Origin of the sequence: Pedobacter nutrimenti (assembly GCF_003208655.1) — a bacterium.
Taxonomy (GTDB): Bacteria; Bacteroidota; Bacteroidia; order Sphingobacteriales; family Sphingobacteriaceae; genus Pedobacter; species Pedobacter nutrimenti.
Genome location: NZ_QKLU01000002.1, coordinates 393,641 through 416,830, shown reverse-complemented (window position 1 = coordinate 416,830; position 23,190 = coordinate 393,641). Strand labels below are relative to the sequence as shown.

Here is a 23,190-nt window from a genome sequence, read left to right as displayed (position 1 = left end):
GAGATCGGATAATTTTCCCAATTTTGCATAAATAATTTTTAATCAATGACGATACATAAAGAAGGCTACACGACAATTGCAATTACCCTGCTGTTTATTTTTGCTTTAAATGCTTTTATAGATTACAGGTTTGTTGATTTAGTTTGGCTACGCTGGTTTATTTACATTTTCTCTTTTGCCTTGTTCTTAATTGTTCTTCAATTTTTCAGAAACCCAAAAAGGACTTTTACAGCAAATGAGAAACAAATCATCTGTCCTGCCGATGGCAAAGTGGTCGTGATAGAGGAGACCCAGGAAGATGAATATTTTAAAGACAGAAGACTACAGGTATCCATTTTTATGTCTCCTGTAAACGTTCATATCAATAGGAATCCCATTTCTGGGGTGGTCAAATTTTTCAAGTACCATCCGGGGAAATACCTTGCTGCCTGGAACCCGAAGTCTTCGACAGAAAACGAGCGCACCACAGTCGTGGTAGAACATGCAAATGGCACACCTATATTGTTCAGACAAATTGCCGGCGCTTTGGCCAGGAGAATTGTCTGGTATGTTAAAGAAGGAGATGTCGTTACCCAGAATAAAGAGTTTGGCTTTATTAAATTCGGATCAAGAGTAGACTTGTTCCTCCCATTGGGCACAAAAATAAATCTGGAGCTAGATCAGGTTGTTAAAGGCGGAATTACTGTTCTTGGAGAGTTGAGCTAAGTATTACGCAATACATACCCACGCATAAAAAAAGACGGTCCATAAAGGCCGTCTTTTTTTATGCGCTTTAATTTGCCCCTGCCAGGAAACCTTTTAGATCAATATATTTATTCCCGGGCCGTTTTAAAAGCCCTCAGTCCTTCCCTGCTTCCTTCTTGGTCGTATATAATGATACACGAAAAAACCTCGCACAACAGCGCTGTTAAAGCGCCCTGATAAAAACAAGATTCACCAGAGATCTATTCAAAGGTTTATCTGGGTAGGTTGTAAACAAAAAAACCTCCCCGAAATTAATCGGGAAGGCTGATATATTTTAAAGAGAAAATTAAACTCTTTTGGATTTAATACGGGCAGCTTTACCAGTAAGTTCACGCAGATAAAATAATTTTGCTCTACGAACTTTACCGTGGCTGTTCACTTCAACTTTATCTATGTTAGGTGAGTTAACAGGGAAAATACGTTCCACACCAACACCGTTAGACATTTTACGAACTGTAAACGTTTCATTAGCACCTACGCTATTACGTTGTAACACTACGCCTTGATAAATTTGGATACGCTCCTTATTACCTTCGCGAATTTTATAGTGAACACTCACTGTATCTCCTGATTTGAATGCAGGAAATTCATTTTTTACGATTACCTGCTCTTCAACAAATTTTACTAAATCCATGATTTTAAGCTATTAAGCCGACTTTTTGTTCTTTAAAAATCGGATTGCAATATTAGGAAATATTTTTTAGAAATAAAAGGTATTTTTGTTTTTTTCCACATTCTTTAAACTTTCCACATCTTCGCTTCACTTTTTAAATCAAATTAAACAGGGTTTAAAACAAAAGGAGGCTCAATTATATGATCTGCTTAAGTATCTAATAATTTCCACGTTTCATCAACTGACGCAGCGAAGTGCCTTGTAACCTGAAATTATCCAGCTCTCCTGTTTTAACTTCAAACAGGTTCTCGAGCATCTTAACTTTTTCATAAGGGATATCCTGTTTATCCCTGATTTTAATTCTTCGGTAATTATGAAAAGTATTAACAGAAACATCCAGTACTTTGGGGATAATTTTAATGGCAGCCCTGTATTCTTTCAGCGTCAGTCTATCCAGATGATCATTAATTCTGTACTTCCAAATGATATCATTCATAATTTTTAATGATTTAGTTAGGTATTTTGTTTATTTTTAGCAAAATTTTGTAAGTAATTACATATTATTTTATCGTAAATATACCTAATATTTTCTGTTTAACAACCATACGTTAACTAATTTTTTATGACACTGAAGACAACCGTCGATGAAATCCTGAAAAAAAAGAACAGATCACTAAGCTGGCTTGCGGTTGAAATGGACAAAACTTTTGACGGATTAAAACTAAGTCTGGTCAAAGGTTCTATCAAATACAATGACATTGTATCGATGTCAGCGATATTAAATGTTTCGCCAAATGTGTTTTTTGAACAGGATAAGGCCGCAGTCAAAGAAGGAACCGGCCCCGGGGAATCAGAAACAGAATATGCCTCTTTAAAAAATGATCTAAGAAACTGCAGAGAGCTTAGCGCTGCACTAAAGGACCAGCTAAAGGATAAAGAGAAAATTATTGGACTCCTGACAAAAGACTAATCTGCAAGTAAATCCGGTCTGCGTTTTTTAGTCCGCTCAAGGGCCTGTTCATACCTCCATTCATTGATTTTTGCTTCATGTCCGCTCAACAGGATTTCCGGCACTTTGTGCCCTTTCCAATCGGCTGGACGGGTATACACCGGGGCATCAAGCAATTCTCCCTGAAAGCTATCAGAGAGGGCTGAAGTTTCATCGTTCAAAACACCTGGTAATAGCCGCACAACGGCATCTACAAGAACCGCCGCAGGTAATTCCCCACCCGACAGGACATAATCGCCTATAGAGATTTCCCGGGTCACAAAAATATCCCTGATGCGCTGGTCGATCCCCTTATAATGCCCGCAGAGAATCATTATATTTTTTTTTATTGACAATTCATTTGCGATCCCCTGGTCAAGCCTTTCCCCGTCCGGGCTCATAAAAATAACCTCATCATATTCCCTTTCTGCACACAACATTTCAATACACTTTGCAAAAGGTTCAATTCCCATAACCATACCCGAACCGCCGCCATAAGGATAATCATCCACACTTTTTTGCTTGTTCGTGGCATAATCTCTTAGGTTATGCACCACGATTTCTGTAAGACCTTTTTTTTGCGCTCTTTGCAAAATGGAGTGGGCAAAAGGACTTTCCAGTAAACCCGGCAGAACAGATATGATGTCAAAACGCATAAAAAACGGCTTAAGGATTAAGGTATATGTCTAAAAGACCATCAGGAAGGTCTATTAAAAGAGTTTGATTGTCTTCGTCTATTTCAACGATCATGTCTTCATTCAGAGGAAAGAGGATTTCCTTATTTTGAAAAGAAACTGTAGCCACAAATTGCTGAGGATATTCATTAATTTCGATAATCTCTCCCAATTCACCTCTGGTCTCATCCGACACCAGATAGCCTTTAAGGTCATTGTAATGAAAATCGTCTTCATCCCGGACAGGGACTTTGTCCTGGGCAATATAAATTTTCTTTTTTAACAGCGTTTGGGCCTTATCGATGTGGTCAATATCCTCAAAGTAAAAATTGCCGGTATTGTTGTTTTGGAGTTTATAGGAGTCTACAAAAAAAGGAACCATTTTCCCATTGATCTCCGCAAAAACAACATCAAGATCAAGCGCTTCTGGTTCATCGTATTCAAAATAGAGCTGAACCTCTCCTTTTAATCCTTTGGTTTTGGTGATGTAGCCAATATAAAAAGCCTCTTCTGTTTTCATTTTTCCCTCATATAAACCTTATTCATAAAAAATAGCGAAGGGGTTTTCATAAAAATGAACCCTTCGCTATTCCATAGAATAACAAAAATACTATGCTTCTTCTTTGTTTTCTTCTGTTGCAGTTTCAGCAGCAGGAGTTTCTTCTGCAGCTTCTTCAGCTACAGGCTCTTCTGCAACTTCTTCAGCTACCGGTGCATTTTTTGCAGCGATTGCAGCAGCGCGGTCTGCATTTTTCTTAGCTTCTGCAGCTAAAGCAGCTTTCTTAACTTCCTCTTTAGATTTAGTCAGGCCATCTTTTTTACCTTCGATACGACCATCTTTAGCACTTAACCACTCGGCAAATTTTGCTTCTGCCTGTTCTGCTGTTAAAGCACCTTTTTTAACACCACCTTCTAAGTGTTTTTTGTACAAAACACCTTTATAAGAAAGGATAGCGCGACAAGTATCCGTTGGTTGTGCACCTTTGTTTACCCAGTCTAATGATTTTTCAAAGTTAATTTCAATGGTTGCTGGATTGGTGTTTGGGTTATAAGAACCTAAACGCTCAATAAATTTACCATCTCTTGGTGAACGGGAATCCGCTACCACTACGTGGAAAAAAGGTTTTCCTTTTTTACCGAATCTTTGCAATCTGATTTTAGTTGCCATTTTGTTTTTTAATTTATGTATTCAACATAGTTCCCGGAGCTTTATGCTAGCGGGGCTGCAAAAATAAGTAAAATACTAATGATAAGCAAGATGCAATCTATATAATTCATCAAACCCTAAGCAGCCAGGGAAAACCCTTTCTTTTTTCAATAGCAGAAACACCAGGAACCCTTTAAAAACAATTGCCAGCACCAAAATGTTATTTTAGGAATCTGCAGGTCCCAAACCTGTAACAAACTCAGGCACTGGTCGTCAAAATTTAAAAAAGAGATTATGTTGATTACAACCACAAATACAATAGAGGGGAAAAAAATAGTAAAATATGTTGGCCTGGTTTCGGGAGAAACCATAATTGGGGCGAATATTTTTAAGGATCTTTTTGCCGGGATCAGGGACATTGTCGGAGGACGTTCGGGATCCTATGAACAAGTGCTCCGGGAAGGTAAAGATACCGCGGTAAATGAAATGCAGCAATATGCAGCAGCCCTTGGTGCAAATGCGATTATCGGTGTAGACCTGGATTATGAAACAGTAGGTAGTGGGGGCAGCATGCTGATGGTTGCCGCAACAGGAACCGCTGTTATTATAGAATAAAAAAGGGCTTAAAGCCCTTTTTTACAAAGATAAAATTTCAACCAGTTTGAGCCAGGCTGGACTTATTTCTTCTGCATTAATATGTTTTATGGCCTGACCAAAAGGGGTAAACCTAATTTCCCGGTTCACCTGACCAATCATTTCTCCCGATTTCCCCTGAATAAGGCCCTCCACGGCTGCAACACCAAAACGGCTGGCCAAGACCCGGTCCATACAGGTTGGCTTTCCTCCGCGCTGAATGTGTCCCAGCACGGAAACCCTAATGTCATAAGACGGAAATTTTTCCCTTAACACTTCTCCAACCTTAAACGCACCCCCTGCATCATCTCCTTCGGCTACAATAACAATTTTTGAAGCTTTGTCTTTACGACCATGCTCCAGTCTGGTCACAAGGCCGTCAATTCCAGTCTTTGCTTCCGGGATCAAAATGGCTTCAGCACCTGCCCCGATTCCACTTCTTAGCGCGATAAGACCTGAATCACGGCCCATTACTTCCACAATAAACAAGCGGTCATGGGATTCTGCAGTATCCCTGATTTTATCTACAGCATTGATCACCGTATTGATTGCAGTATCATATCCAATCGTAAAATCAGTTCCGGCAAGATCATTATCTATAGTTCCCGGCAAACCAATTACAGGGAAATTAAACTCCTGAACAAACAAATTTGCCCCGGTAAAGGTTCCATCTCCACCAATAACAATCAAAGCATCAATCTGATTTGCTTTAAGTTGTTCATAAGCTTTTTGCCGGCCCTGTTTTGTCCTGAAATCATCACTCCTGGCTGTTTTCAGAATCGTCCCTCCCCTTTGAATGATATTTGCAACAGACTTCCTGTCCATGCTGATAAAATCTCCGTTGATCAATCCTTCATAGCCTCTTAAAATTCCGGTCACCTGCAATTCATAGTAAATTGCCGCACGCACAACTGCCCTTATGGCAGCATTCATTCCGGGCGCATCACCACCAGAAGTTAAAACACCTATATTTTTAATTTTGTCCATCTAATACTTATTTCTTCTCTTTAAATTTATCTAACCCGCTTTGTAAATAGGCTGCATAATCCTTTGCATTAAAAATTGCTCCCTGAGGGCTAACCAAGGGGTTCAGATCTTGTCCGGCAAGGACATAAAAAGGCTGTGAGTTGGCCTGATACCGACTGGCTTGAAAATCACTGTTCCATTGGCCCAGATCTTCTGTCTTTCTTTTAAGAACTTCAGAATAATGTACTTTTTCCTGCGGCATTTTTACCGAACGCTCATCAACATACAATTGGATCAGTACGTATTCCTCTTTAATCAACCTGCCCACTTCCGGATCAATCCAAATTTTATCTTCCATTTTGCGGCAGTTCACACAAGCATGCCCCGTAAAATCAAGCAAAACAGGCTTGCCCACCTTTTTTGCATATGCAAGCCCCTCTTCCAGGTCAAAAAAAGCATTAAAACCGTGGGGAGGATGAAGCACGTTGTTATATTTTATCGTGGCAGGAAAATCAGTCCCTCCTTTTTCAGAAGCACCAGCGTTTCCTCCCAGAATAAAATCCTGTGTATTTAATGGCGGGGCAATTCCGCTCAAAATATTAACGGGTGCCCCCCAAAGACCGGGGACAAGGTACATTGCAAAAGAAAGGGAAATAATGGCAAAGAACAAGCGTGGCACTGACACATAGGGAACATCGCTGTCATGAGAAAATTTGATTTTACCCAGGATATATAGTCCCATTAAAACAAAAATAACAATCCAAAGGACCAGAAATATCTCCCGGTCGAACCATTCCCAGTGCCACACCAGGTCTGCAGCTGAAAGAAATTTAAGTGCCAGAGCAAGTTCAAGGAAGCCCAGACAAACCTTCACGCTGTTCAGCCACCCTCCGGATTTAGGCATACTGTTTAAAAAGCCGGGGAAAGCTGCAGATAAAGTAAACGGCAGGGCTAGTGCAAGGGCAAAGCCAAACATTCCTACTGCTGGCGCCAGGATTTCGCCTTTGGAGCTGGCCTGAACAAGTAAGGTTCCAATAATAGGCCCGGTACAAGAAAAAGAAACCAGCGCAAGGGAAGCGGCCATAAAGAAAATCCCACCCAATCCTGTTCCAGAATCTGCTTTCTGATCTATTTTATTGACAAAGGAACTCGGCAGGGTAATTTCGAAGGCCCCAAAAAAGGATATGGCAAAAACTAATAGTAAAATAAAAAATGCAAAATTAAACCAGCCACTGCTACTGAGTTCATTTAACTTGGCAGAACCAAACAACAGGGTAATCAGCAAACCAAAAGCAACATAAATGACAATGATTGAAGCCCCGTATATTACCGCCTGACCAATACCTTTTCGCCTGCTCCCGGCTCTTTTTGTAAAATAACTTACTGTAAGCGGAACCATTGGAAAAATACAGGGCATCAGAAAGGCAATAAATCCGCCCGCAAGGCCTTCAATAAAAGTTTGCCATAATGTTTTTTGCTGATCTGTAGCTTGTCCTTTTTTTTCCGGCCCCTTTACTTTAGATACATCTTCTTTTTTAACCGTGTCCTTTTTAACGGTATCCTTTTTTAAATTATTCGCCGAACTATCTGCTGCTGAGCCAATTTCCGTGAATTCAATGCCTTCAGCATTTATACTTGTGTCTTGTGTCTGACCAGAAGCAAAGCTATTATGGGCATTCACTATACTTAGCGAAAACACTACACTTAAAATTAGTATTATCCTTCTCATCGTTCTTTTATAAGGCCGTGAATTTAATGATTATTAAATAAAAAGAGCGCCTGCTTATGATCGCCGCGCTCCTTTAATTCCATTAATAACTGTTTATTATTTAACTTGAACACTGAAATCGACATCAGACGGGGGTAAACATTTACTGTCGTTACAAACCATAAACTCTATTTTTCCCTTAACTGTGGTATTTGCTTTGTTCAGCTTTACTTTTTGCTGGAATATAACCTGTTTTTCAAAATAACTTACGTTCATATCAAACGTTTTTTCAAATTTGGTCATTGGTTTTGGCTCCGAAGTCGCTCCAACTTTAGTATAGTCTTTGGAAGGACTAAAAGTAATTGTCGTTTTTATCGGCCCGCCTGGTTTTACATTTTGAGAGTAAATGTGCCAGCCGTCTTCAATGGTTGCTTTTAAAAAAACGATCGCTTCAGTTTTACTGATTTTTTTTTGTCCGTAAGACCAGGTCACCGGGTTCTCAATCTGTGCAGATGCCCCAAGGACAACACATAAAACGAATGCAAAAATTAATGTTATTCTTTTCATTAGAAAATAATTGGTTTCTATTTATTAGTTGTTGTTAATTTATTGTCTTTATACCTCAAACGAGGTGTTACCATTACAAACGTTCGAAACAAGGTCAAATTATAAACTCCACTTCTTTAAACAAAAAGTCTTTTTCTGTTTCCCCAATCTCCAGAACAATCGCTCCATTTTCCTTTACATTTACAATTCTGCCTTCAAAAATTTCGCCATTATGTCTGTAATTATGAAGCGCTCCAAATCGGTACAATTTCTCCAGATAAGCTTTCTGCAGATAAATGTAACGATCTGCTTTCAATCTGAGGTAATCCGCTTCGATATGATTGCAAATTTCGCTTAATAAGCCCATCAAACTAACATCTTTTTGTAAAATTTGCCAAATAGAAGTCGCCCGGTTTTTTAGCGCAGGATCAAATTTCTGCTGATTTACATTAATCCCGATGCCAACAATGCTGGATTTATAGGTATGTCCTGAAATCAGGTTTTCAATCAGAATCCCGACGAGCTTTTGGTCATTGTAATAAATGTCATTTGGCCATTTTATTTTTACCCCGGCTCCTAAAATCGTGGTCAAAGCTTCCGCTAAGCCATTGCTAATCGCCATATTAAATAAAAACTGCTGCTGGATATTTAAGAAAGTAGGCTTAAAATACAAGCTAAAAGTCAGGTTTTTCCCGGGTTCCGCCACCCAGGAGTTTTGCTGCTGGCCTCTTCCTGCAAATTGATTATCTGCCATAATTACAGTACCTTCTGGTAATGGCTCGGAATTTGACACCAATCCTTTTAAAAAGTTATTGGTAGAATCAACCTCTGATAATTTGATAAGATTTTGACCAACAAATAATGTTGAAAAAGTGTTATTTTGCAAGTGTTGATTTTATATTTGTTGTTTATCAAAACTAAAACATTTTAATGGTAAAAAAGAAAATAGGAAACCTTTCTACATACCTATCTGAATTAGCTGTACATGGTATACAGGAAAAAAAAGGAAATGATATTGTACGACTTGATTTAAGAAACCTCAACAGTTCGGTTTCAGATTATTTTATTATATGTAATGCAGATTCAGCTACCCAGGTCAAAGCAATTGCCGACAGCGTAGAGGAAGAAATTTACAAAAAAACCCAAACAGATCCCTGGCGTAAAGAAGGCCTGGAAAATGCAGAATGGATTATTCTAGACTACTTTGACATTGTTGTTCATATATTTAAAACCGAGAAGCGGGACTTTTACGGTATTGAAGATTTGTGGGGCGATGCGCAATCTACTTCTTATCAAAGCGCTTAATTTAAATTATAACATTTTGAATCAATGATGAAAGAGAAAGAAAATACAAAACCCAAGTTGATTAAAAGGATACCAAATATTCCTAAAAAACCTCAAAAAGGTTCTAAATTTAATATCTTCTGGGTTTATGCCGCTATAATACTTGGACTGATCCTACTTCAGTTCCTTTTCAACGCAGACACGAGTAAGCCTGTTCCTTATCAAACTTTTGAAAGTCAGATGCTCAAACCTGGAGATGTTGAAAAAATTGTTGCCTATAAATACGAAGACCTGGTGAGGGCTGATGTTTTCATCAAAAAAGACCGCATAAAAGAAAGTAAATATGAGCAGTACAGAACCAAAAGCAATTTTGGTGCCGCTGATGGTCCTACCGTGTATTTTACAGCAGGCTCTATGGATGGCCTGGATGCCCAACTAAAGGAATCTCAAAAAGACATTCCTGAAAATCTTCGTATCCTTGCCGTTAAAGAAACCAGACAAAGCACCTTCAATTCCTGGTTCTTTACGGTGATCATTCCTGTACTGTTATTTATCGGTTTCTGGATTTTTATCATGCGCAGAATGGGCGGTGGTGCTGGCGGTGGCGGTGGTCAAATTTTCAACATTGGCAAATCCAAAGCGACCTTGTTTGACAAGGAAAGCCAGGTTAATGTAACTTTTAATGATGTTGCCGGCTTGGAGGAAGCCAAGCAGGAAGTCATGGAAATTGTTGATTTCTTAAAAAATCCGAAAAAATATTCAAATCTTGGTGGAAAGATCCCTAAAGGGGCTCTGCTGGTTGGCTCTCCAGGTACAGGAAAAACCCTCCTGGCGAAAGCTGTTGCTGGTGAAGCACAAGTACCTTTTTTCTCTTTGTCTGGTTCTGATTTCGTAGAAATGTTTGTTGGTGTGGGCGCTTCCCGCGTCCGGGACCTTTTTAAACAAGCTAAAGACAAAGCTCCATGCATTATTTTTATTGACGAGGTGGATGCTATAGGTCGTGCAAGGGGGAAAAACAGCATGATGGGCGGAAATGATGAGCGAGAAAACACGTTAAATCAATTGCTGGTGGAGATGGATGGTTTCGGTACAGATTCCGGAATTATTATTCTTGCTGCGACCAACCGTCCGGATGTATTGGATTCGGCCTTATTAAGGCCAGGAAGGTTTGATAGACAAATCTCTATCGATAAACCGGATTTAGTAGGCAGAGAACAAATTTTCAAAGTCCATTTAAAACCAATTAAAACTGCTGAAGAAGTTGATGCTAAAAAACTTTCTGCTCAAACCCCTGGTTTCGCTGGTGCTGAAATTGCAAATGTTTGTAATGAAGCTGCATTAATTGCCGCCAGACGCAATAAAACAAAGGTTGACATGCAGGATTTTCAAGACGCAATTGACCGTGTTATCGGAGGTCTTGAAAAGAAAAACAAAATCATTTCCCCAGAGGAAAAGAAAATTGTAGCCTATCATGAAGCTGGCCATGCCATTGCAGGGTGGTTTCTTGAACATGCTGATCCTTTGGTGAAAGTATCTATTGTTCCAAGAGGTATCGCCGCCTTAGGTTATGCACAATATTTACCTAAAGAGCAGTTTTTATATACCACCGAGCAACTGACAGATGGGATGTGCATGACCATGGGAGGAAGGGTTGCCGAAGACATCGTTTTCGGAAAAATTTCTACCGGCGCTCAAAATGACCTGGAAAGAATTACAAAGCTTTCCTACGCTATGGTCACTATATATGGTATGAATGCCAACGTGGGAAATGTATCTTTTCATGACCCTCAAACAGAGTATAATTTTAACAAACCTTATTCTGAAAAAACAGCTGAAATTATTGATCACGAGGTCAGAATTCTGATTGCAGGAGTGTATGAAAGAACTAAACAGCTGTTAACGGAAAAAAGAGAAGGCCTTGAGAAACTTGCCCAGAAACTTCTTGAAAAGGAAATTTTGTTTCAGGCAGATTTGGAAGAAATTTTAGGAAAACGTCCTTTTGACAATCGTACAACCTATGATGAATTCGTAAATGGAACGGGCGACCAGAGCCCTGCAGCGAAAGGTCTGGTGCATGATGGTGTTGGTGAAACCACAGATCCTTCTGCACCTGTAAACGCAGCAAAAACTGAAGAAAATTAGAAAAAAATATGGTAAGCTGTCCTCCCCACCGGAGGGCAGCAAATCAAAACTCCCATGCAAGAAAACATTTCTTCAAAAGAGTTAATGCTAAAGAAAATCAGGAAAGCCCTCCTTGAAAAAAGAGATAATCCTTATCCTAATTTAGAAGAAACTCCGTTATATAAAAAAGATGATGAACTTCTTGAAGTTCAATTTGCCGAGCAACTTACTGCAGTTTCCGGCAATTTTATTTTCTGTGAAAATGGGATAGAATTCATAGAAAACATTCTTGACCTCGCAGACCGGTTTAAATGGCGAAAAATCTATTGCTGGGAACCCGAACTTCAGGATTTACTCAGTCAATATGAGTTCCCATTTTACAAAACGGATAAGGATTTTGAAATGGCCGAGGTCGGTATCACTTTATGTGAGGCTTTAATTGCCAGAAACGGCTCTGTAATGGTCTCTAATCAGAGCGCGGCAGGAAGACGGCTCAGCATATTTCCGCATCACCACATTGTAATCGCCAGAACAGGTCAGTTGGTGAGAGACCTTAAGGATGCATTCGCACTCCTAAAAAATAAATATGGAAGCCAGATTCCCTCTATGATCTCCACGATAACAGGGCCGAGCCGGACTGCCGATATTGAAAAAACATTAGTCCTTGGCGCACACGGGCCTAAAGAATTATTTGTTTTTTTAATTGATGATTTCAATTAATGTTTGTATTTTAATTAATTAATACTATTTTTATACTGTATACCCAAACAGTATACGGTACGAAATGGACAATAGCAAGCGCGTTTATTCTGTAATTACAGGCACAGGGAGTTTTATTCCTGAGCATATTGTTTCAGGAGATTCCTTTCTGGAATCGACTTTCTATGAGAACGGCCTTATCCTGGATAAAGGAAACGCAGAAATTATCTCCAAATTTTCTGAAATAACCGAAATAAACGAGCGTAGGTATGCAAATCCGAATCAGGTCAGTAGCGATATTGCTGCCATTGCAGCCCAGAGGGCCATTGATGACGCATCCATAGATAAAGAAAGCCTGGATCATATTATCTTCTGTCATAATTTCGGGGACATTAAACTTCACAGTAACCGAATGGATATTTTGCCGGCCCTTGCCGCTAAAGTCAAACAAATGCTGGATATAAAAAATCCGGATTGTGTGGCTTATGACCTTATTTTCGGGTGTCCCGGCTGGGTACAGGGTTCTATTCAGGCGAATTATCTGATTAAAAGTGGAGATGCAAAAAAAGTCCTGGTCATTGGAGCAGAAACACTTTCCAGAATTATTGACCCGCATGACCGGGACAGTATGATCTTTTCTGATGGTGCCGCGGCTGCCGTTTATGAAGCTCGTGAAGCTGAAGAACGAATTGGTCTACTTACGCATAAAACCCAAACTTACGCTGTTGATTACGCCCCATTGCTGGTTATGGGCAGGAGCCATAACCCCACCGAATGTAATGACAATTCTTACCTCAAAATGAACGGAAGGAAACTTTACGAATTTGCGGTGACCAATGTTCCTTCAGTAGTTAAAATCGCTATAGATAAAGCAGGAATTGAACTGGAAGACATTAAAATTGTATTCATCCACCAGGCCAACGGTAAAATGGATAATGCCATTATGAAACGTCTTTTTAAGTTATACAATCGGGAAAAAGTTCCAGAGAACCTCGTACCCATGACGATTTCCTGGCTTGGAAATAGTTCTGTCGCGACAATTCCTACCTTACTGGACCTGGTCAGAAAAGGAAAAGTTGATGGGTATCAGATCAATAAGGGTGATCACGCTGTATTTGCTTCCGTGGGTGCGGGAATGCATATTAATGCATTTGTTTACAAATTTTAGTAGAATTTTTCTTTTTTATCCTAAAAATGTTTAATTTTCTTTTAAAATTAAATCAAATGAAAAGATTATTCTTCTTGTTAATCACCTCCATGGCGATGCTTTCTTCCTGCGCTAGATATTATGTTAATACGCTTTCAAGCTCTAACACTAAGAAAGAAGAATCAACAGGCCGCTTTATATTTGAAAATGACTCCCTCACTGTTGTTTATAATTTTTATGGTAAAGATGCCCAGATTAGTTTGGATGTTTACAATAAATTAAACGAACCGCTATATCTGAACTGGCAACAGTCGGCTTTAATCAATGGGGACAAGGCCACCAGTTATATGGGTGAAACCGCTAATATTAGCGGCCAAATTTCAAGCTCTACTATAAAATGGTCAAAAGATTACAGCTCCTCTAATTCTTCTCTAAATGCATCTATAGATATTCCTAAAGAGATTAGCTTTATCCCTCCAAAGTCCCGTATAACTAAATCTACTTTAAAACTTGCTATTATAAATTATAAAGATATTCCGGATAGTCTGTTTAGTAAAACATTGTTGGATGTCTCCCAGGTAGCAACTGGTATATGGGCAAAAAAAGCCCAATTTGACGCTGGTAACAGCCCTATGTCTTTTAAAAGCTTTCTGACTTTCTATACTGTTAAGGACAATACACCTAAGTCTTTCTGGCTTCAACAGGATTTTTATCTTTCAGACTTGATTAAAACAGGAGTTAACCCAACAACAATTACTTCACTGGGAAACAATCCTGGGAATGTTTTTTATCTAAAAGAAAAAACTGGCTATGGTAAAGCTTCTGAAGGCTTCGGTTATGGTCTTGCAATATTAGCTGTTTCTGCTGCTGACGCGGCAATAAACCAGCCGAAATCAAAATAACTTAGTTCTCTTATTTGTTAAGCCTTTTTAACCCTGCTTTTGCCTGAGATTCAATGCTACTTTCGTATTCGTGGTCTTTCATAGCAATAGCCGTATTATAGCTGGCTTTCGCTTTTGAAACATTCTTATTCTTTTCATAAATTTTCCCCATTTGCAGCGCTGCATTGGCAGCAAAATAGTATTTAAGGTTTTTTCCATTATTAATGGCTTCCTGGTAGTCTGAAAGCGCATCCTCATCTTTTCCGAGCTCATCATTTACCCTTCCTCTCCTGTAATAAAACTCTGTTTTATTTTTGGCCACCATGTTGTCTGTTTTAAGTGTGGAAAGAACCTCGCTCGCTTTTGCAAAATACCCGCCGTCAAACAGAAGCCTGGCTTTTAAGAGTTCTATCATTGGCCCGGGTGCGGCAGCTTCATTTAAAGCTTGCTTATCTTTTTCAATATAGGTATAGCCACTGTTTTTAACTTTTGCTAAAAAGGCAGAATAAGCGCCTGTGTCGCCTTTTAATAAGGCAACCCACGCTAAGTGAAGGTTTGCATCTTTGATGTAATTGACGCCTTTGTTTAAGGCTAGAAAACGATTAAAATAAGTCCCTGCAGAATAATCAAGTTTATTTAGCTTGGCTGTCCCCATTAAAAGGTCGAGATAAGGAAAAGCCTGATAAGTCCCTCCGGAGGGCCGTTGGGACAAAATACTTATGGCCTCATCATTATGCCCGCTCTTGGCACAAACATAGGCCTGTAAATAAGACTTCAATAAACTGGTATCTTCAATCCTTGCTGTGAATTTCATTGTTTTACTGTAAGCGGAAGGACTATGCGCAATATCAATTAAAACATAAGCATAATAAAAAACAACTTCTTCATAGAAAGGTTCAAAAGTAGATTTAGGCAAACTCTCTGCAAGTTTATCCAGCATAGCAATTCCTGTTTGCAAATTTCCTTTAATCCCAAAAGTAGATAAAGTGCTTTTCAGCAGCCCATCTGGTAAATTTCCCAGAAATGCATTGATCAAACCTAGCCCTTTTAAATTCAAATGGAAGCCTGGAAACTTTTTACTATTATCATTCAACAGGGAATTCGCTCTTTTTATTTCTCTTGCCGCTGTAAAATACTCTCCGTATTTCCCTCTTAACAAGGCCCATTGCAGGTTAACTTCCGCCTGAGCATACAAATAGTAAGGTGAATTTCTATCCTTATCATCCTCAATCCGATCCAGTCTTTCAGATTTTCGCTCTTTGAATTTGTCAAAATCAGCCTTATTTTCTGTGGTGATCAGATAAAAATAATCTACATAATTTTCAAGCAGTGGAACAATTGAATTCTCAGGATGGACTTCTTTTTCAGATGCAATAAGCTGTCTTGCCGCATTTAACCGCAATTCAAAAATACTTTTGTAGGCTTTTTGACAATTGGTATTGAAATCAAAATTGGAGAATCCCTTTAAGGGTAAAATCAGGACCAGGAAAACAAACAGATACCCGGGAAATCCTTTTACAGGCATAGACAAATGGAATAAAGTATAAATAAAAACAACTAACGTCTGTATTGCTCTATATGTTTCAATTTAAACACTTTTTTCCAAAAATTTTTAAATTTCCAAAGAATCCAGCTTCTTTAAAGACATAAAAAAAGCCGGAGATATTCCGGCTTTTTAGATTATTTTCAAGAAATCGCTTATATCTGCTCTTCCAATTCGTGCGTTAGCGCTTCATCCACCAGGATTCTTCCACAATGTTCACAAACTATAATTTTTTTACGTTGACGGATATCCAGCTGACGTTGAGGTGGAATTTGATTAAAACATCCCGAACAAGAATCCCGGTCAATGGTAACAACAGCCAGACCGTTGTTCGCATTTCCTCTTAATCTTTTATAAGCAATTAACAGCCGTTCTTCAATCTGCGTTTCTGCTTTCTCAGATTTTTTTGTCAATGCCTGTTCTTCTTTTTCAGTTTCTGAAGTGATTGTCTCCAATTCACTTTTTTTGATTTCCAGATCTTTTTTTCTGGAATCAAGATCGGCTAAAGCCTTTTCATAAACCTCTGTTTTCTGGGTGATTTCAAATCCGTGTTCTCTTATTTTTTTCTCACAAACCTGGATTTCCAGTGACTGAATTTCAACTTCCTTGGTAAGGGCGTCGTATTCACGGTTATTTTTAACGTCTTTTAACTGTGTCTCGTATTTTTTGATGAGGTTCTGAGCCTCTTTAATCATATTTTTACGAGTAACAATAGCATCTTCTGTATCATCCAATTCAGCTTTGAACTTTTGAATTCGAGTTTCAAGACCTGCCACCTCGTCTTCTAAATCAGCTACTTCCATTGGTAATTCTCCGCGGATCTGGCGAATTTTATCAATTTTTGTATGAAGGGTTTGTAATTCGTATAAAGCTTTTAGCTTCTGCTCTACAGTTTGTTCCATTAAATGAAATAATTTATGGGTATAATTATATTTAACTAATTATCAGCTCTTTAAATGCTTTTCAGCCATCACTAAAGACTTAAAACCAGGCTAGTCCATGTTCTACAAGAAAAGACCGACCTATCTTGGGCCTTAGTTAAAGCTTGCAAAGATAAGCATTATTTTTGCTTTCGTGTATACAAATTACTATTAATCTGCGATTTGTGGTTCTTTCTTAAAGAAGCTAAAATAGAACATCTTATAGACTAAAATAGGCCTAATACTAAAAAAAATAATGGACAGGATTGGTATTGTGTTCTGTTAAGCGCACAGAAAATTCCGGAAATTGTTCCCGTATAATTCCTGTTAGCAGGTTCGAAGTAAACTGCTCACTTTCAAAATGTCCAATATCTGCAATCATTAGTTTTTTATCTGCATCAAAGAACTCATGGTATTTAAAATCTCCCGTAATAAATACATCTGCATTTGCAGCAATGGCATCGCCAAGTAAAAAACTTCCTGATCCTCCGCAAACCGCAACCCTCCTGATTTTTTTCAGTCCCGGCCTGGTATACCTGATGACCTGCACATTCATTCGTTCCTTTAGATAGCTTAAAAATTCAGTAGCCTCCATTCCATTCTCGAGCCAGCCAACCATGCCTGCTCCAACATTTTCCAGTTTATTCTCCAGGGCATAAATATCGTAAGCGACCTCTTCATAAGGATGGTTCTCCAGTAAAGCAACCAGGACCTTCCTTTCGTCCTGTGACCGGAATATGGTCTCTATGCGGATTTCCTGCTCCTGATGCTGGGTTCCTTTTTCCCCTACAAAAGCATTGCTTTGTTCATTTCCATTAAAAGTACCATAGCCTTCTGTATTAAAACTGCACTCACTATAATTGGAAATTTGGCCCGCCCCTGCATTAAACAAGGCTTCTCTGACCTGCATCGCCTGAGCCACCGGACAAAAAGTTACAAGTTTTTTCAATAAATGCGTTTTTGGCTTTAAGATCCTTGGGTTTTTCAATTGCAACCGCTTACAAATTTCCCCGCTTACCCCATTATGAACGTGGTCCAGATTTGTATGAATCGCATAAAGTGCAATATTATGTTTAATGGCTTTAATGACCACCCTTTCTATGTATGTTTTTCCTGTGAGCTTTTTAAGCCCTTTAAATACAATGGGATGATGCGTAATGATCAAATTACAATTGTGTACTATGGCCTCGTCAATGATCTCTTCTGTACAGTCGAGCGCCACAAGTGCCGAATGAATTTCTTGATCCGCTTCTCCAACGATCAGCCCGGAATTGTCATAATCTTCCTGATAATTAAGCGGGGCATAATTCTCCAGAAATCTGGTTAAAATCGATAGTTTCATTCCTGTAAATTTACAATTTTCAAAAGGTATAATCCCTTTTAAATAAAAAAAGCTGCAGCAAGGGCTACAGCTTTTTTTATTTAAAAGTCTTATTACAAAATCGTTCCCATTTTTATCATTTGAAGGCTTTCAAAAACCATTCTTTGATTGTATTCAAAAGCAAGGTTCTTATGGTTGACCAAATCTATAATGGTACCTATTCCACAAAGACCGTACGTAAAGAAATACAAAATTCCCATACCGATTTGATTCAGAAGAAATCTGGGAAGACCTGGAACGAAAAATCCCAGAATACAATACAAAACCATATCGTCAGGATTTCTCCTTTTACTACTGTAAATCATTAAAAATCTTTTCAGTTGCAACTCTGTAAAGCCGGTGGTTGCAGACTGTAAATAAGAATACTCCTGTGGTGTGATGCCCGGCAGCATCATAAATGGTGAATCAAACATAATCATCTCCTTATTTCTTTAAATTAACCCCTTTTTTAATCCGATTCTCTGTCTTATCAACACCCATATCCTGTATAAAAGGATCAATAGGGCTGGTATACCAAACCAGTGTTGTTCTATGCTTTCTTTAATATTTCCGTGCAATAAATTTGTAATTGATCTTCCTAATCCACAACCCGGACACCAACTTACTCCAAGATTCGCCAGGGGACAGAATGTAAAATGGTTCTGTACATGGCTTTTCTGCGGCTCGTCCAGAGCCAGCAGGATCAAGGCGGTGGTCCAGATGATCAATTCTACAGGTATTTGCCGGAGCATCTTCATCTTTCTTTTAATTTAGAGCGATTTATACATTTTTTGTTACATTATAGCTGTTCATAAATCTTACCTTTGTATTGTGAACATCCGCGACCTGATCAACAGATATAAAACAGATGAGCGTATTGTGGCACTGGCAAAGGCTCTTAATGGCCCTAAAGGTAGTAAAATTCAACTTAAAGGTTTGGTTGGATCTGCCGATGCAACAGTTGCAGCCGCTACGTATTTTTTATTGCACAAACCCTTACTCTTTATTCTGCCAGACCGGGAAGAAGCTGCTTATTTTCTTTCTGACCTGGAAAATATCCTGGATAAAGAAATTTTGCTTTTTCCTTCTTCTTTTAGGAAAGCCTTTGATTTTACTCAAATCGACACGGCTAATGTATTGGGACGAGCGGAGGTACTCAATGAGCTTAATCACAATTCTGAATATGGAAAAATTGTGGTTACTTATCCTGAAGCCCTCGCTGAGAAGGTGATAGATCGTTCGGTATTGGAAAAAAATACGCTTGAAATTGGAGTAAACACAAAACTTGGCATTGATTTTATCAATGAGTTTTTAATCGATTACGATTTTGAGCGTACCGATTTTGTTTATGAACCCGGACAGTTTTCAATTCGGGGAGGTATTGTAGATATTTTCTCTTTTTCTCATGATCTTCCTTACCGGATTGAGTTTTTTGGAGATATTGTTGAACAGATCCGAACATTTGAGATCGAAAGTCAGCTCTCTGTTGAAGACGTAAAAAGCTTTACGATTATACCAAACGTACAGTCCAAATATCTTACAGAAAACAACATCAATTTACTTGACTATATTGAAAAAGATACGCAGCTCTGGTTTAAAGACGTCGAATTTACCCTTGATATTGTTAGGTCTGGTTATAAAAAAGCCGTAGAGCTCTGGAAAGCACTTCCTTTAAAAGATAAAGAACAAAATCCGGAGTGGATAGACCCTAAATTTGGCTTTACTGATGAGAAAATGCTGGCGGACACCCTCCAGGATTTCTGTCTGGCGGAATTCGGCAAACAGTTTTTTTATCAGCCAAGCGATGTATTTTCTTTCGAAACCAGGCCTCAGCCTTCCTTCAATAAGGATTTCAATCTTTTGATTCATAATTTAAAGGAAAATGAAAAGAAAGGGATACATAATTTCATTTTCAGTTCTTCCGCTAAACAAACGGAAAGACTTTATGCCATTCTTGATGATATTGATAAAACGGCCAAATTTAGTCCTGTAAATATTCCTTTAAGGGAAGGTTTTGTTGATGAATCGCAGCATCTTGCTTTTTACACCGACCACCAGATTTTTGATCGTTTCTATAAATATAAACTAAAGAGGGGTTATCAGCGAAGCCAGGCCATTACCCTTAAAGAACTGCGGGACCTAAAACCGGGTGATTTTGTTACTCATATAGACCATGGTATAGGAAAATATGCTGGACTGGAAAAGGTTGAAGTAAACGGAAAAACCCAGGAAATGATTCGTTTGGTCTATGCAGACAATGATCTTTTGTATGTAAACATTAATTCCCTAAACCGGATTGCAAAATATAGTGGCAAGGACGCAACAGCGCCTAAAATGAATAAGCTTGGAACCGAAGCTTGGGATAAGCTAAAAAAAACCACTAAAAAAAAAGTTAAAGACATTGCCCGGGACTTGATTAAATTGTATGCCCTGAGAAAAGCACAGGTTGGGACTGCTTTTTCACCGGATGGTTATTTAGAAACAGAACTGGAAGCTTCTTTCATTTATGAGGATACCCCTGATCAGGAAAAAGCAACCCTGGACGTTAAAAAAGATATGGAAGCTCCGCATCCGATGGACAGACTGGTTTGTGGAGATGTGGGTTTCGGAAAAACTGAAATTGCTGTCCGGGCAGCTTTTAAGGCCGTAGCGAATGGGAAGCAAGCCGCCGTATTGGTTCCAACCACCATTCTTGCAACCCAACATTTCAAAACTTTTTCACAGCGACTGAAAGAATTCCCTTGTACCGTAGATTATATCAACCGTTTTAAGACCAATAAACAGATTAAAGAAACCCTGTCCCTTTTGGCTGAGGGTAAAGTAGATATTGTTATCGGAACACACCGTCTGCTCAGTAAAGATGTTAAATTTAAGGATCTGGGCATTATGATCATTGATGAAGAACAGAAATTTGGTGTAACTTCCAAGGAAAAACTAAGGGCACTGAGGGTAAATGTAGATACTTTAACCCTAACGGCAACCCCCATTCCAAGAACATTGCACTTTTCATTAATGGGGGCAAGGGACCTTTCCATTATCAACACCCCACCGCCAAACAGACAAGCCGTAAATACTGAACTTCACGTATTTAATGATAAGCTGATACAGGAAGCGGTACAATTTGAACTGGACAGGGGTGGACAGGTTTTCTTTATCCATAACCGGGTAAAAGACTTAATGCAACTTGGGGGTTTAATACAAACCTTAGTGCCCAAGGCCAGGGTGGGCATTGCGCATGGCCAGCTTGACGGAGACGCCCTGGAAGACGTAATGCTTGATTTCATCAATGGAGAAAAGGATGTTTTGATTGCAACCACAATTATCGAAGCCGGTTTGGATATTCCTAACGCCAATACGATTATCATCAATCACGCCCATATGTTTGGTTTGAGTGATCTTCATCAAATGAGGGGGAGGGTAGGCCGTTCCAATAAAAAAGCCTTTTGTTACTTGCTAAGTCCACCTTTGTCTACTTTAACATCAGAAGCCAGAAAACGTCTGAGCGCGATAGAAGAGTTTTCAGACCTTGGAAGCGGCTTTAATATTGCTATGAGAGATTTGGACATTCGTGGAAGTGGGAACCTTTTGGGGGCAGAGCAAAGCGGTTTTATTGCAGAAATAGGTTTTGATATGTATCATAAAATTTTGGATGAAGCCATACAAGAACTAAAAGAGGATGAATTCAAAGACCTTTTTAAAGATGAACCTGTACGCCCTTTTGTCCATTTCACCCAGATTGATACGGATCTCGAGTTGTACATACCCGATGATTACGTCACCAATATTACCGAACGCTACAACCTGTATACAGAGCTCTCTAAAATAGACAACGAAGCACAGATCAAAGCTTTCGAATTGTCCCTTAAGGACCGCTTCGGTCCTGTGCCTAAAGCGGTAAAAACAATGTTGAACGTCCTTCGTTTACAATGGGTGGCCAAAAGACTTGGTTTTGAAAAACTCAGTTTTAAAAAGGGTGTTGTAAGGGGTTATTTTATCTCTGACAAGAAGTCTGCTTTTTTTGATTCAACAACTTTTAACAAAATATTACACTTTGCACAAATGCATCCAAGATTATGTAATTTAAAAGAAGTTAAAGATTCGCTCCGAATCGCTTTTGAAAACTTAAACACTGTCGATGAGGCTGTAGAAATGTTGGAAATGGTTGCACAATAATTATAAAAATGGACCCTCAATTGTTAAAAGACCTGGTGACTATGCAAATGCCTTTTGGAAAATACAAAGGCCGAATTCTTTCTGATCTTCCGGAATCTTACCTGATTTGGTTCCAAAAAGAAGGTTATCCCCCAGGGAAACTGGGAATGCTTTTAGGAACCCTATATGAAATTAAGCTCAACGGGCTGGAATATCTGTTAAAACCTCTGCGATCAGGGCATTAAAACTAATTTAGCACAAGGTATAGGTATGTAAATACAACGGGGGCCGCAATTAATAATCCATCGAAACGATCCAGGATTCCGCCATGCCCGGGAAGAATATTACCCGAATCCTTTACATTCAGACTTCTTTTCAGCATCGACTCTACCAAATCGCCCAGCGTGCCAAAACAAACGACCAGGACAGCCATTCCCACCCAAACCTGAACTCTTAGCTCATTAAAGAAAAAAGAGATTGCACAAGCCACCAAAATGCTTGTAAACACACCGCCAAAAAATCCTTCCCAGGACTTTTTAGGAGAATGCCTTTCGAAGAGCTTATGTTTCCCCAACTTTCTTCCAAACAAATAGGCTCCGGTATCGCTCGCCCACAACATCAGCAAAAAGGACAGTGGCAAATGAAAATTATAAGCGTTTCCATTAAAAACAAAACCCAGCGCATAAAAAAAGCAAAAAGGAACGGTCACATACACAAAACCTACAAATGTAAAGGCAATATTTGTAAATGGTTCTTTCCCCTTTTGGTACAATTCCAGGATAAAAATGGAAAACAGCAAGGGGATAAGCAATAAAAAATATTTGCCCTCCAGCTTAAAAAAAATAGAGGCCGACCAACTTAAAAAAAGGATGGCATTGATCAGTAATCCAACATTTCGTTGTATTTTAACTCCGGCTTCTTTAACAAGTTTGTAAAATTCAGCCAGCGCCATAAGACTTAAAAGTAAATAAAAAGAAGTAAATGTATAGGGTCCTAAAAATATTGATCCTAACATTACTATGGTAAAAAAGAATGCGGTTATTGCCCTTGTTTTCATCTGTTTA

General features: G+C 38.9%; 25 protein-coding genes. 10 read left to right on the top strand and 15 right to left on the bottom strand.

The genetic code is table 11. The features are described 5' to 3' along the window. The first annotated feature begins 45 nt into the window (after window positions 1–45). Entirely contained in the window at window positions 46–705 is a 660-nt protein-coding gene (locus B0O44_RS06575; RefSeq protein WP_110828378.1) for a phosphatidylserine decarboxylase family protein, read from the top strand. A gap of 325 nt (window positions 706–1,030) precedes the next feature. On the opposite strand, the gene rplS is transcribed toward B0O44_RS06575, so the two are convergent. Together rplS and B0O44_RS06565 are read right to left on the bottom strand one after the other, a co-directional pair. Continuing rightward, on the bottom strand, window positions 1,031–1,378 hold the full coding sequence (gene rplS / locus B0O44_RS06570; RefSeq protein ID WP_108553273.1) for a 50S ribosomal protein L19: 348 nt from the start codon (window positions 1,376–1,378) through the stop codon (window positions 1,031–1,033). Window positions 1,379–1,574: 196 nt separating this feature from the next. Further along, window positions 1,575–1,853, bottom strand: coding sequence for a hypothetical protein (locus B0O44_RS06565; RefSeq protein WP_110828375.1), 279 nt, complete (start codon window positions 1,851–1,853; stop codon window positions 1,575–1,577). 126 nt (window positions 1,854–1,979) lie between these two features. On the opposite strand from B0O44_RS06565, the gene B0O44_RS06560 reads away from it, so the two are divergent. Further along, window positions 1,980–2,327, top strand: a complete 348-nt coding sequence (locus B0O44_RS06560; RefSeq protein WP_110828373.1) for a hypothetical protein — start codon at window positions 1,980–1,982, stop codon at window positions 2,325–2,327. On the opposite strand, the gene trmD is transcribed toward B0O44_RS06560, so the two are convergent. The 3 genes from trmD to B0O44_RS06545 form a co-directional block, all read right to left on the bottom strand. Beyond that, entirely contained in the window at window positions 2,324–3,001 is a 678-nt protein-coding gene (gene trmD / locus B0O44_RS06555; RefSeq protein WP_110828370.1) for a tRNA (guanosine(37)-N1)-methyltransferase TrmD, read from the bottom strand. The genes B0O44_RS06560 and trmD overlap by 4 nt on opposite strands. Window positions 3,002–3,011: 10 nt before the next feature. Further along, on the bottom strand, window positions 3,012–3,539 hold the full coding sequence (rimM, locus tag B0O44_RS06550) for a ribosome maturation factor RimM (protein WP_110828368.1): 528 nt from the start codon (window positions 3,537–3,539) through the stop codon (window positions 3,012–3,014). A 90-nt stretch (window positions 3,540–3,629) separates the two neighbouring features. Further along, on the bottom strand, window positions 3,630–4,187 hold the full coding sequence (locus B0O44_RS06545; protein ID WP_110828365.1) for a 30S ribosomal protein S16: 558 nt from the start codon (window positions 4,185–4,187) through the stop codon (window positions 3,630–3,632). Between the two features lie 273 nt (window positions 4,188–4,460). Here B0O44_RS06545 and B0O44_RS06540 point away from each other — a divergent pair, with 273 nt between their 5' ends. Continuing rightward, a complete protein-coding gene (locus B0O44_RS06540; protein WP_110828362.1) occupies window positions 4,461–4,781 on the top strand; it encodes a heavy metal-binding domain-containing protein in 321 nt (106 codons plus the stop codon). A 21-nt stretch (window positions 4,782–4,802) separates the two neighbouring features. On the opposite strand, the gene pfkA is transcribed toward B0O44_RS06540, so the two are convergent. From pfkA to B0O44_RS06520, 4 genes are all read right to left on the bottom strand, one after another. Then, window positions 4,803–5,786: a 6-phosphofructokinase gene (gene pfkA, locus B0O44_RS06535; RefSeq protein ID WP_110828360.1), complete on the bottom strand. Its 984-nt coding sequence runs from the start codon at window positions 5,784–5,786 to the stop codon at window positions 4,803–4,805. Window positions 5,787–5,793: 7 nt separating this feature from the next. After that, on the bottom strand, window positions 5,794–7,494 hold the full coding sequence (locus B0O44_RS06530; RefSeq protein WP_110828357.1) for a protein-disulfide reductase DsbD family protein: 1,701 nt from the start codon (window positions 7,492–7,494) through the stop codon (window positions 5,794–5,796). Between the two features lie 96 nt (window positions 7,495–7,590). Then, window positions 7,591–8,040: a protein-disulfide reductase DsbD domain-containing protein gene (locus tag B0O44_RS06525; protein ID WP_110828355.1), complete on the bottom strand. Its 450-nt coding sequence runs from the start codon at window positions 8,038–8,040 to the stop codon at window positions 7,591–7,593. A 94-nt stretch (window positions 8,041–8,134) separates the two neighbouring features. Beyond that, entirely contained in the window at window positions 8,135–8,905 is a 771-nt protein-coding gene (locus B0O44_RS06520) for a biotin--[acetyl-CoA-carboxylase] ligase (RefSeq protein WP_110828353.1), read from the bottom strand. Between the two features lie 44 nt (window positions 8,906–8,949). On the opposite strand from B0O44_RS06520, the gene rsfS reads away from it, so the two are divergent. The 5 genes from rsfS to B0O44_RS06495 all read left to right on the top strand — a co-directional run bounded on the left by rsfS (window position 8,950) and on the right by B0O44_RS06495 (window position 14,172). Next, entirely contained in the window at window positions 8,950–9,324 is a 375-nt protein-coding gene (gene rsfS, locus B0O44_RS06515) for a ribosome silencing factor (protein ID WP_110828351.1), read from the top strand. A gap of 27 nt (window positions 9,325–9,351) precedes the next feature. Continuing rightward, window positions 9,352–11,445: an ATP-dependent zinc metalloprotease FtsH gene (gene ftsH, locus B0O44_RS06510; RefSeq protein ID WP_110829169.1), complete on the top strand. Its 2,094-nt coding sequence runs from the start codon at window positions 9,352–9,354 to the stop codon at window positions 11,443–11,445. 54 nt (window positions 11,446–11,499) lie between these two features. Then, a complete protein-coding gene (locus B0O44_RS06505) occupies window positions 11,500–12,144 on the top strand; it encodes a LutC/YkgG family protein (RefSeq protein WP_110828348.1) in 645 nt (214 codons plus the stop codon). Window positions 12,145–12,208: 64 nt separating this feature from the next. Beyond that, the gene (locus tag B0O44_RS06500) at window positions 12,209–13,291 is read left to right on the top strand and encodes a 3-oxoacyl-ACP synthase III family protein (RefSeq protein WP_110828346.1); all 1,083 of its coding nucleotides are present in this window, start codon (window positions 12,209–12,211) and stop codon (window positions 13,289–13,291) included. 56 nt (window positions 13,292–13,347) lie between these two features. Beyond that, window positions 13,348–14,172 carry a hypothetical protein gene (locus B0O44_RS06495; protein ID WP_146229778.1) on the top strand — a complete coding sequence of 275 codons (825 nt, stop codon included), beginning with the start codon at window positions 13,348–13,350 and terminating at the stop codon, window positions 14,170–14,172. 10 nt (window positions 14,173–14,182) lie between these two features. On the opposite strand, the gene B0O44_RS06490 is transcribed toward B0O44_RS06495, so the two are convergent. The 5 genes from B0O44_RS06490 to B0O44_RS06470 all read right to left on the bottom strand — a co-directional run bounded on the left by B0O44_RS06490 (window position 14,183) and on the right by B0O44_RS06470 (window position 18,732). Further along, window positions 14,183–15,676: a tetratricopeptide repeat protein gene (locus tag B0O44_RS06490; protein WP_110828342.1), complete on the bottom strand. Its 1,494-nt coding sequence runs from the start codon at window positions 15,674–15,676 to the stop codon at window positions 14,183–14,185. A 173-nt stretch (window positions 15,677–15,849) separates the two neighbouring features. After that, window positions 15,850–16,596 (bottom strand): zinc ribbon domain-containing protein, encoded by a 747-nt coding sequence (locus B0O44_RS06485; protein WP_110828339.1) that lies wholly within the window; start codon window positions 16,594–16,596, stop codon window positions 15,850–15,852. Window positions 16,597–16,858: 262 nt separating this feature from the next. Further along, entirely contained in the window at window positions 16,859–17,956 is a 1,098-nt protein-coding gene (locus B0O44_RS06480) for a Nif3-like dinuclear metal center hexameric protein (protein ID WP_110828337.1), read from the bottom strand. A 92-nt stretch (window positions 17,957–18,048) separates the two neighbouring features. Continuing rightward, window positions 18,049–18,414: a TM2 domain-containing protein gene (locus tag B0O44_RS06475; protein WP_245943611.1), complete on the bottom strand. Its 366-nt coding sequence runs from the start codon at window positions 18,412–18,414 to the stop codon at window positions 18,049–18,051. 12 nt (window positions 18,415–18,426) lie between these two features. Further along, window positions 18,427–18,732: a DUF2752 domain-containing protein gene (locus B0O44_RS06470; protein ID WP_110828332.1), complete on the bottom strand. Its 306-nt coding sequence runs from the start codon at window positions 18,730–18,732 to the stop codon at window positions 18,427–18,429. Between the two features lie 73 nt (window positions 18,733–18,805). Here B0O44_RS06470 and mfd point away from each other — a divergent pair, with 73 nt between their 5' ends. Beyond that, a complete protein-coding gene (mfd, locus tag B0O44_RS06465) occupies window positions 18,806–22,147 on the top strand; it encodes a transcription-repair coupling factor (protein ID WP_110828329.1) in 3,342 nt (1,113 codons plus the stop codon). Between the two features lie 8 nt (window positions 22,148–22,155). Next, the gene (locus B0O44_RS06460; protein WP_110828327.1) at window positions 22,156–22,371 is read left to right on the top strand and encodes a DUF3820 family protein; all 216 of its coding nucleotides are present in this window, start codon (window positions 22,156–22,158) and stop codon (window positions 22,369–22,371) included. Between the two features lie 2 nt (window positions 22,372–22,373). On the opposite strand, the gene B0O44_RS06455 is transcribed toward B0O44_RS06460, so the two are convergent. Next, window positions 22,374–23,183, bottom strand: coding sequence for a phosphatidate cytidylyltransferase (locus B0O44_RS06455; protein ID WP_110828325.1), 810 nt, complete (start codon window positions 23,181–23,183; stop codon window positions 22,374–22,376). Window positions 23,184–23,190 lie beyond the last annotated feature (7 nt).

Bases quoted from the DNA above. Each gene is read 5' to 3' on its own strand.
- B0O44_RS06575 (WP_110828378.1), top strand. From the start codon at position 46: ATGACGATACATAAAGAAGGCTACACGACAATTGCAATTACCCTGCTG.
- rplS (WP_108553273.1), bottom strand. From the start codon at position 1,378: ATGGATTTAGTAAAATTTGTTGAAGAGCAGGTAATCGTAAAAAATGAA.
- B0O44_RS06565 (WP_110828375.1), bottom strand. From the start codon at position 1,853: ATGAATGATATCATTTGGAAGTACAGAATTAATGATCATCTGGATAGA.
- B0O44_RS06560 (WP_110828373.1), top strand. From the start codon at position 1,980: ATGACACTGAAGACAACCGTCGATGAAATCCTGAAAAAAAAGAACAGA.
- trmD (WP_110828370.1), bottom strand. From the start codon at position 3,001: ATGCGTTTTGACATCATATCTGTTCTGCCGGGTTTACTGGAAAGTCCT.
- rimM (WP_110828368.1), bottom strand. From the start codon at position 3,539: ATGAAAACAGAAGAGGCTTTTTATATTGGCTACATCACCAAAACCAAA.
- B0O44_RS06545 (WP_110828365.1), bottom strand. From the start codon at position 4,187: ATGGCAACTAAAATCAGATTGCAAAGATTCGGTAAAAAAGGAAAACCT.
- B0O44_RS06540 (WP_110828362.1), top strand. From the start codon at position 4,461: ATGTTGATTACAACCACAAATACAATAGAGGGGAAAAAAATAGTAAAA.
- pfkA (WP_110828360.1), bottom strand. From the start codon at position 5,786: ATGGACAAAATTAAAAATATAGGTGTTTTAACTTCTGGTGGTGATGCG.
- B0O44_RS06530 (WP_110828357.1), bottom strand. From the start codon at position 7,494: ATGAGAAGGATAATACTAATTTTAAGTGTAGTGTTTTCGCTAAGTATA.
- B0O44_RS06525 (WP_110828355.1), bottom strand. From the start codon at position 8,040: ATGAAAAGAATAACATTAATTTTTGCATTCGTTTTATGTGTTGTCCTT.
- rsfS (WP_110828351.1), top strand. From the start codon at position 8,950: ATGGTAAAAAAGAAAATAGGAAACCTTTCTACATACCTATCTGAATTA.
- ftsH (WP_110829169.1), top strand. From the start codon at position 9,352: ATGAAAGAGAAAGAAAATACAAAACCCAAGTTGATTAAAAGGATACCA.
- B0O44_RS06505 (WP_110828348.1), top strand. From the start codon at position 11,500: ATGCAAGAAAACATTTCTTCAAAAGAGTTAATGCTAAAGAAAATCAGG.
- B0O44_RS06500 (WP_110828346.1), top strand. From the start codon at position 12,209: ATGGACAATAGCAAGCGCGTTTATTCTGTAATTACAGGCACAGGGAGT.
- B0O44_RS06495 (WP_146229778.1), top strand. From the start codon at position 13,348: ATGAAAAGATTATTCTTCTTGTTAATCACCTCCATGGCGATGCTTTCT.
- B0O44_RS06490 (WP_110828342.1), bottom strand. From the start codon at position 15,676: ATGCCTGTAAAAGGATTTCCCGGGTATCTGTTTGTTTTCCTGGTCCTG.
- B0O44_RS06485 (WP_110828339.1), bottom strand. From the start codon at position 16,596: ATGGAACAAACTGTAGAGCAGAAGCTAAAAGCTTTATACGAATTACAA.
- B0O44_RS06480 (WP_110828337.1), bottom strand. From the start codon at position 17,956: ATGAAACTATCGATTTTAACCAGATTTCTGGAGAATTATGCCCCGCTT.
- B0O44_RS06475 (WP_245943611.1), bottom strand. From the start codon at position 18,414: ATGATTATGTTTGATTCACCATTTATGATGCTGCCGGGCATCACACCA.
- B0O44_RS06470 (WP_110828332.1), bottom strand. From the start codon at position 18,732: ATGAAGATGCTCCGGCAAATACCTGTAGAATTGATCATCTGGACCACC.
- B0O44_RS06460 (WP_110828327.1), top strand. From the start codon at position 22,156: ATGGACCCTCAATTGTTAAAAGACCTGGTGACTATGCAAATGCCTTTT.
- B0O44_RS06455 (WP_110828325.1), bottom strand. From the start codon at position 23,183: ATGAAAACAAGGGCAATAACCGCATTCTTTTTTACCATAGTAATGTTA.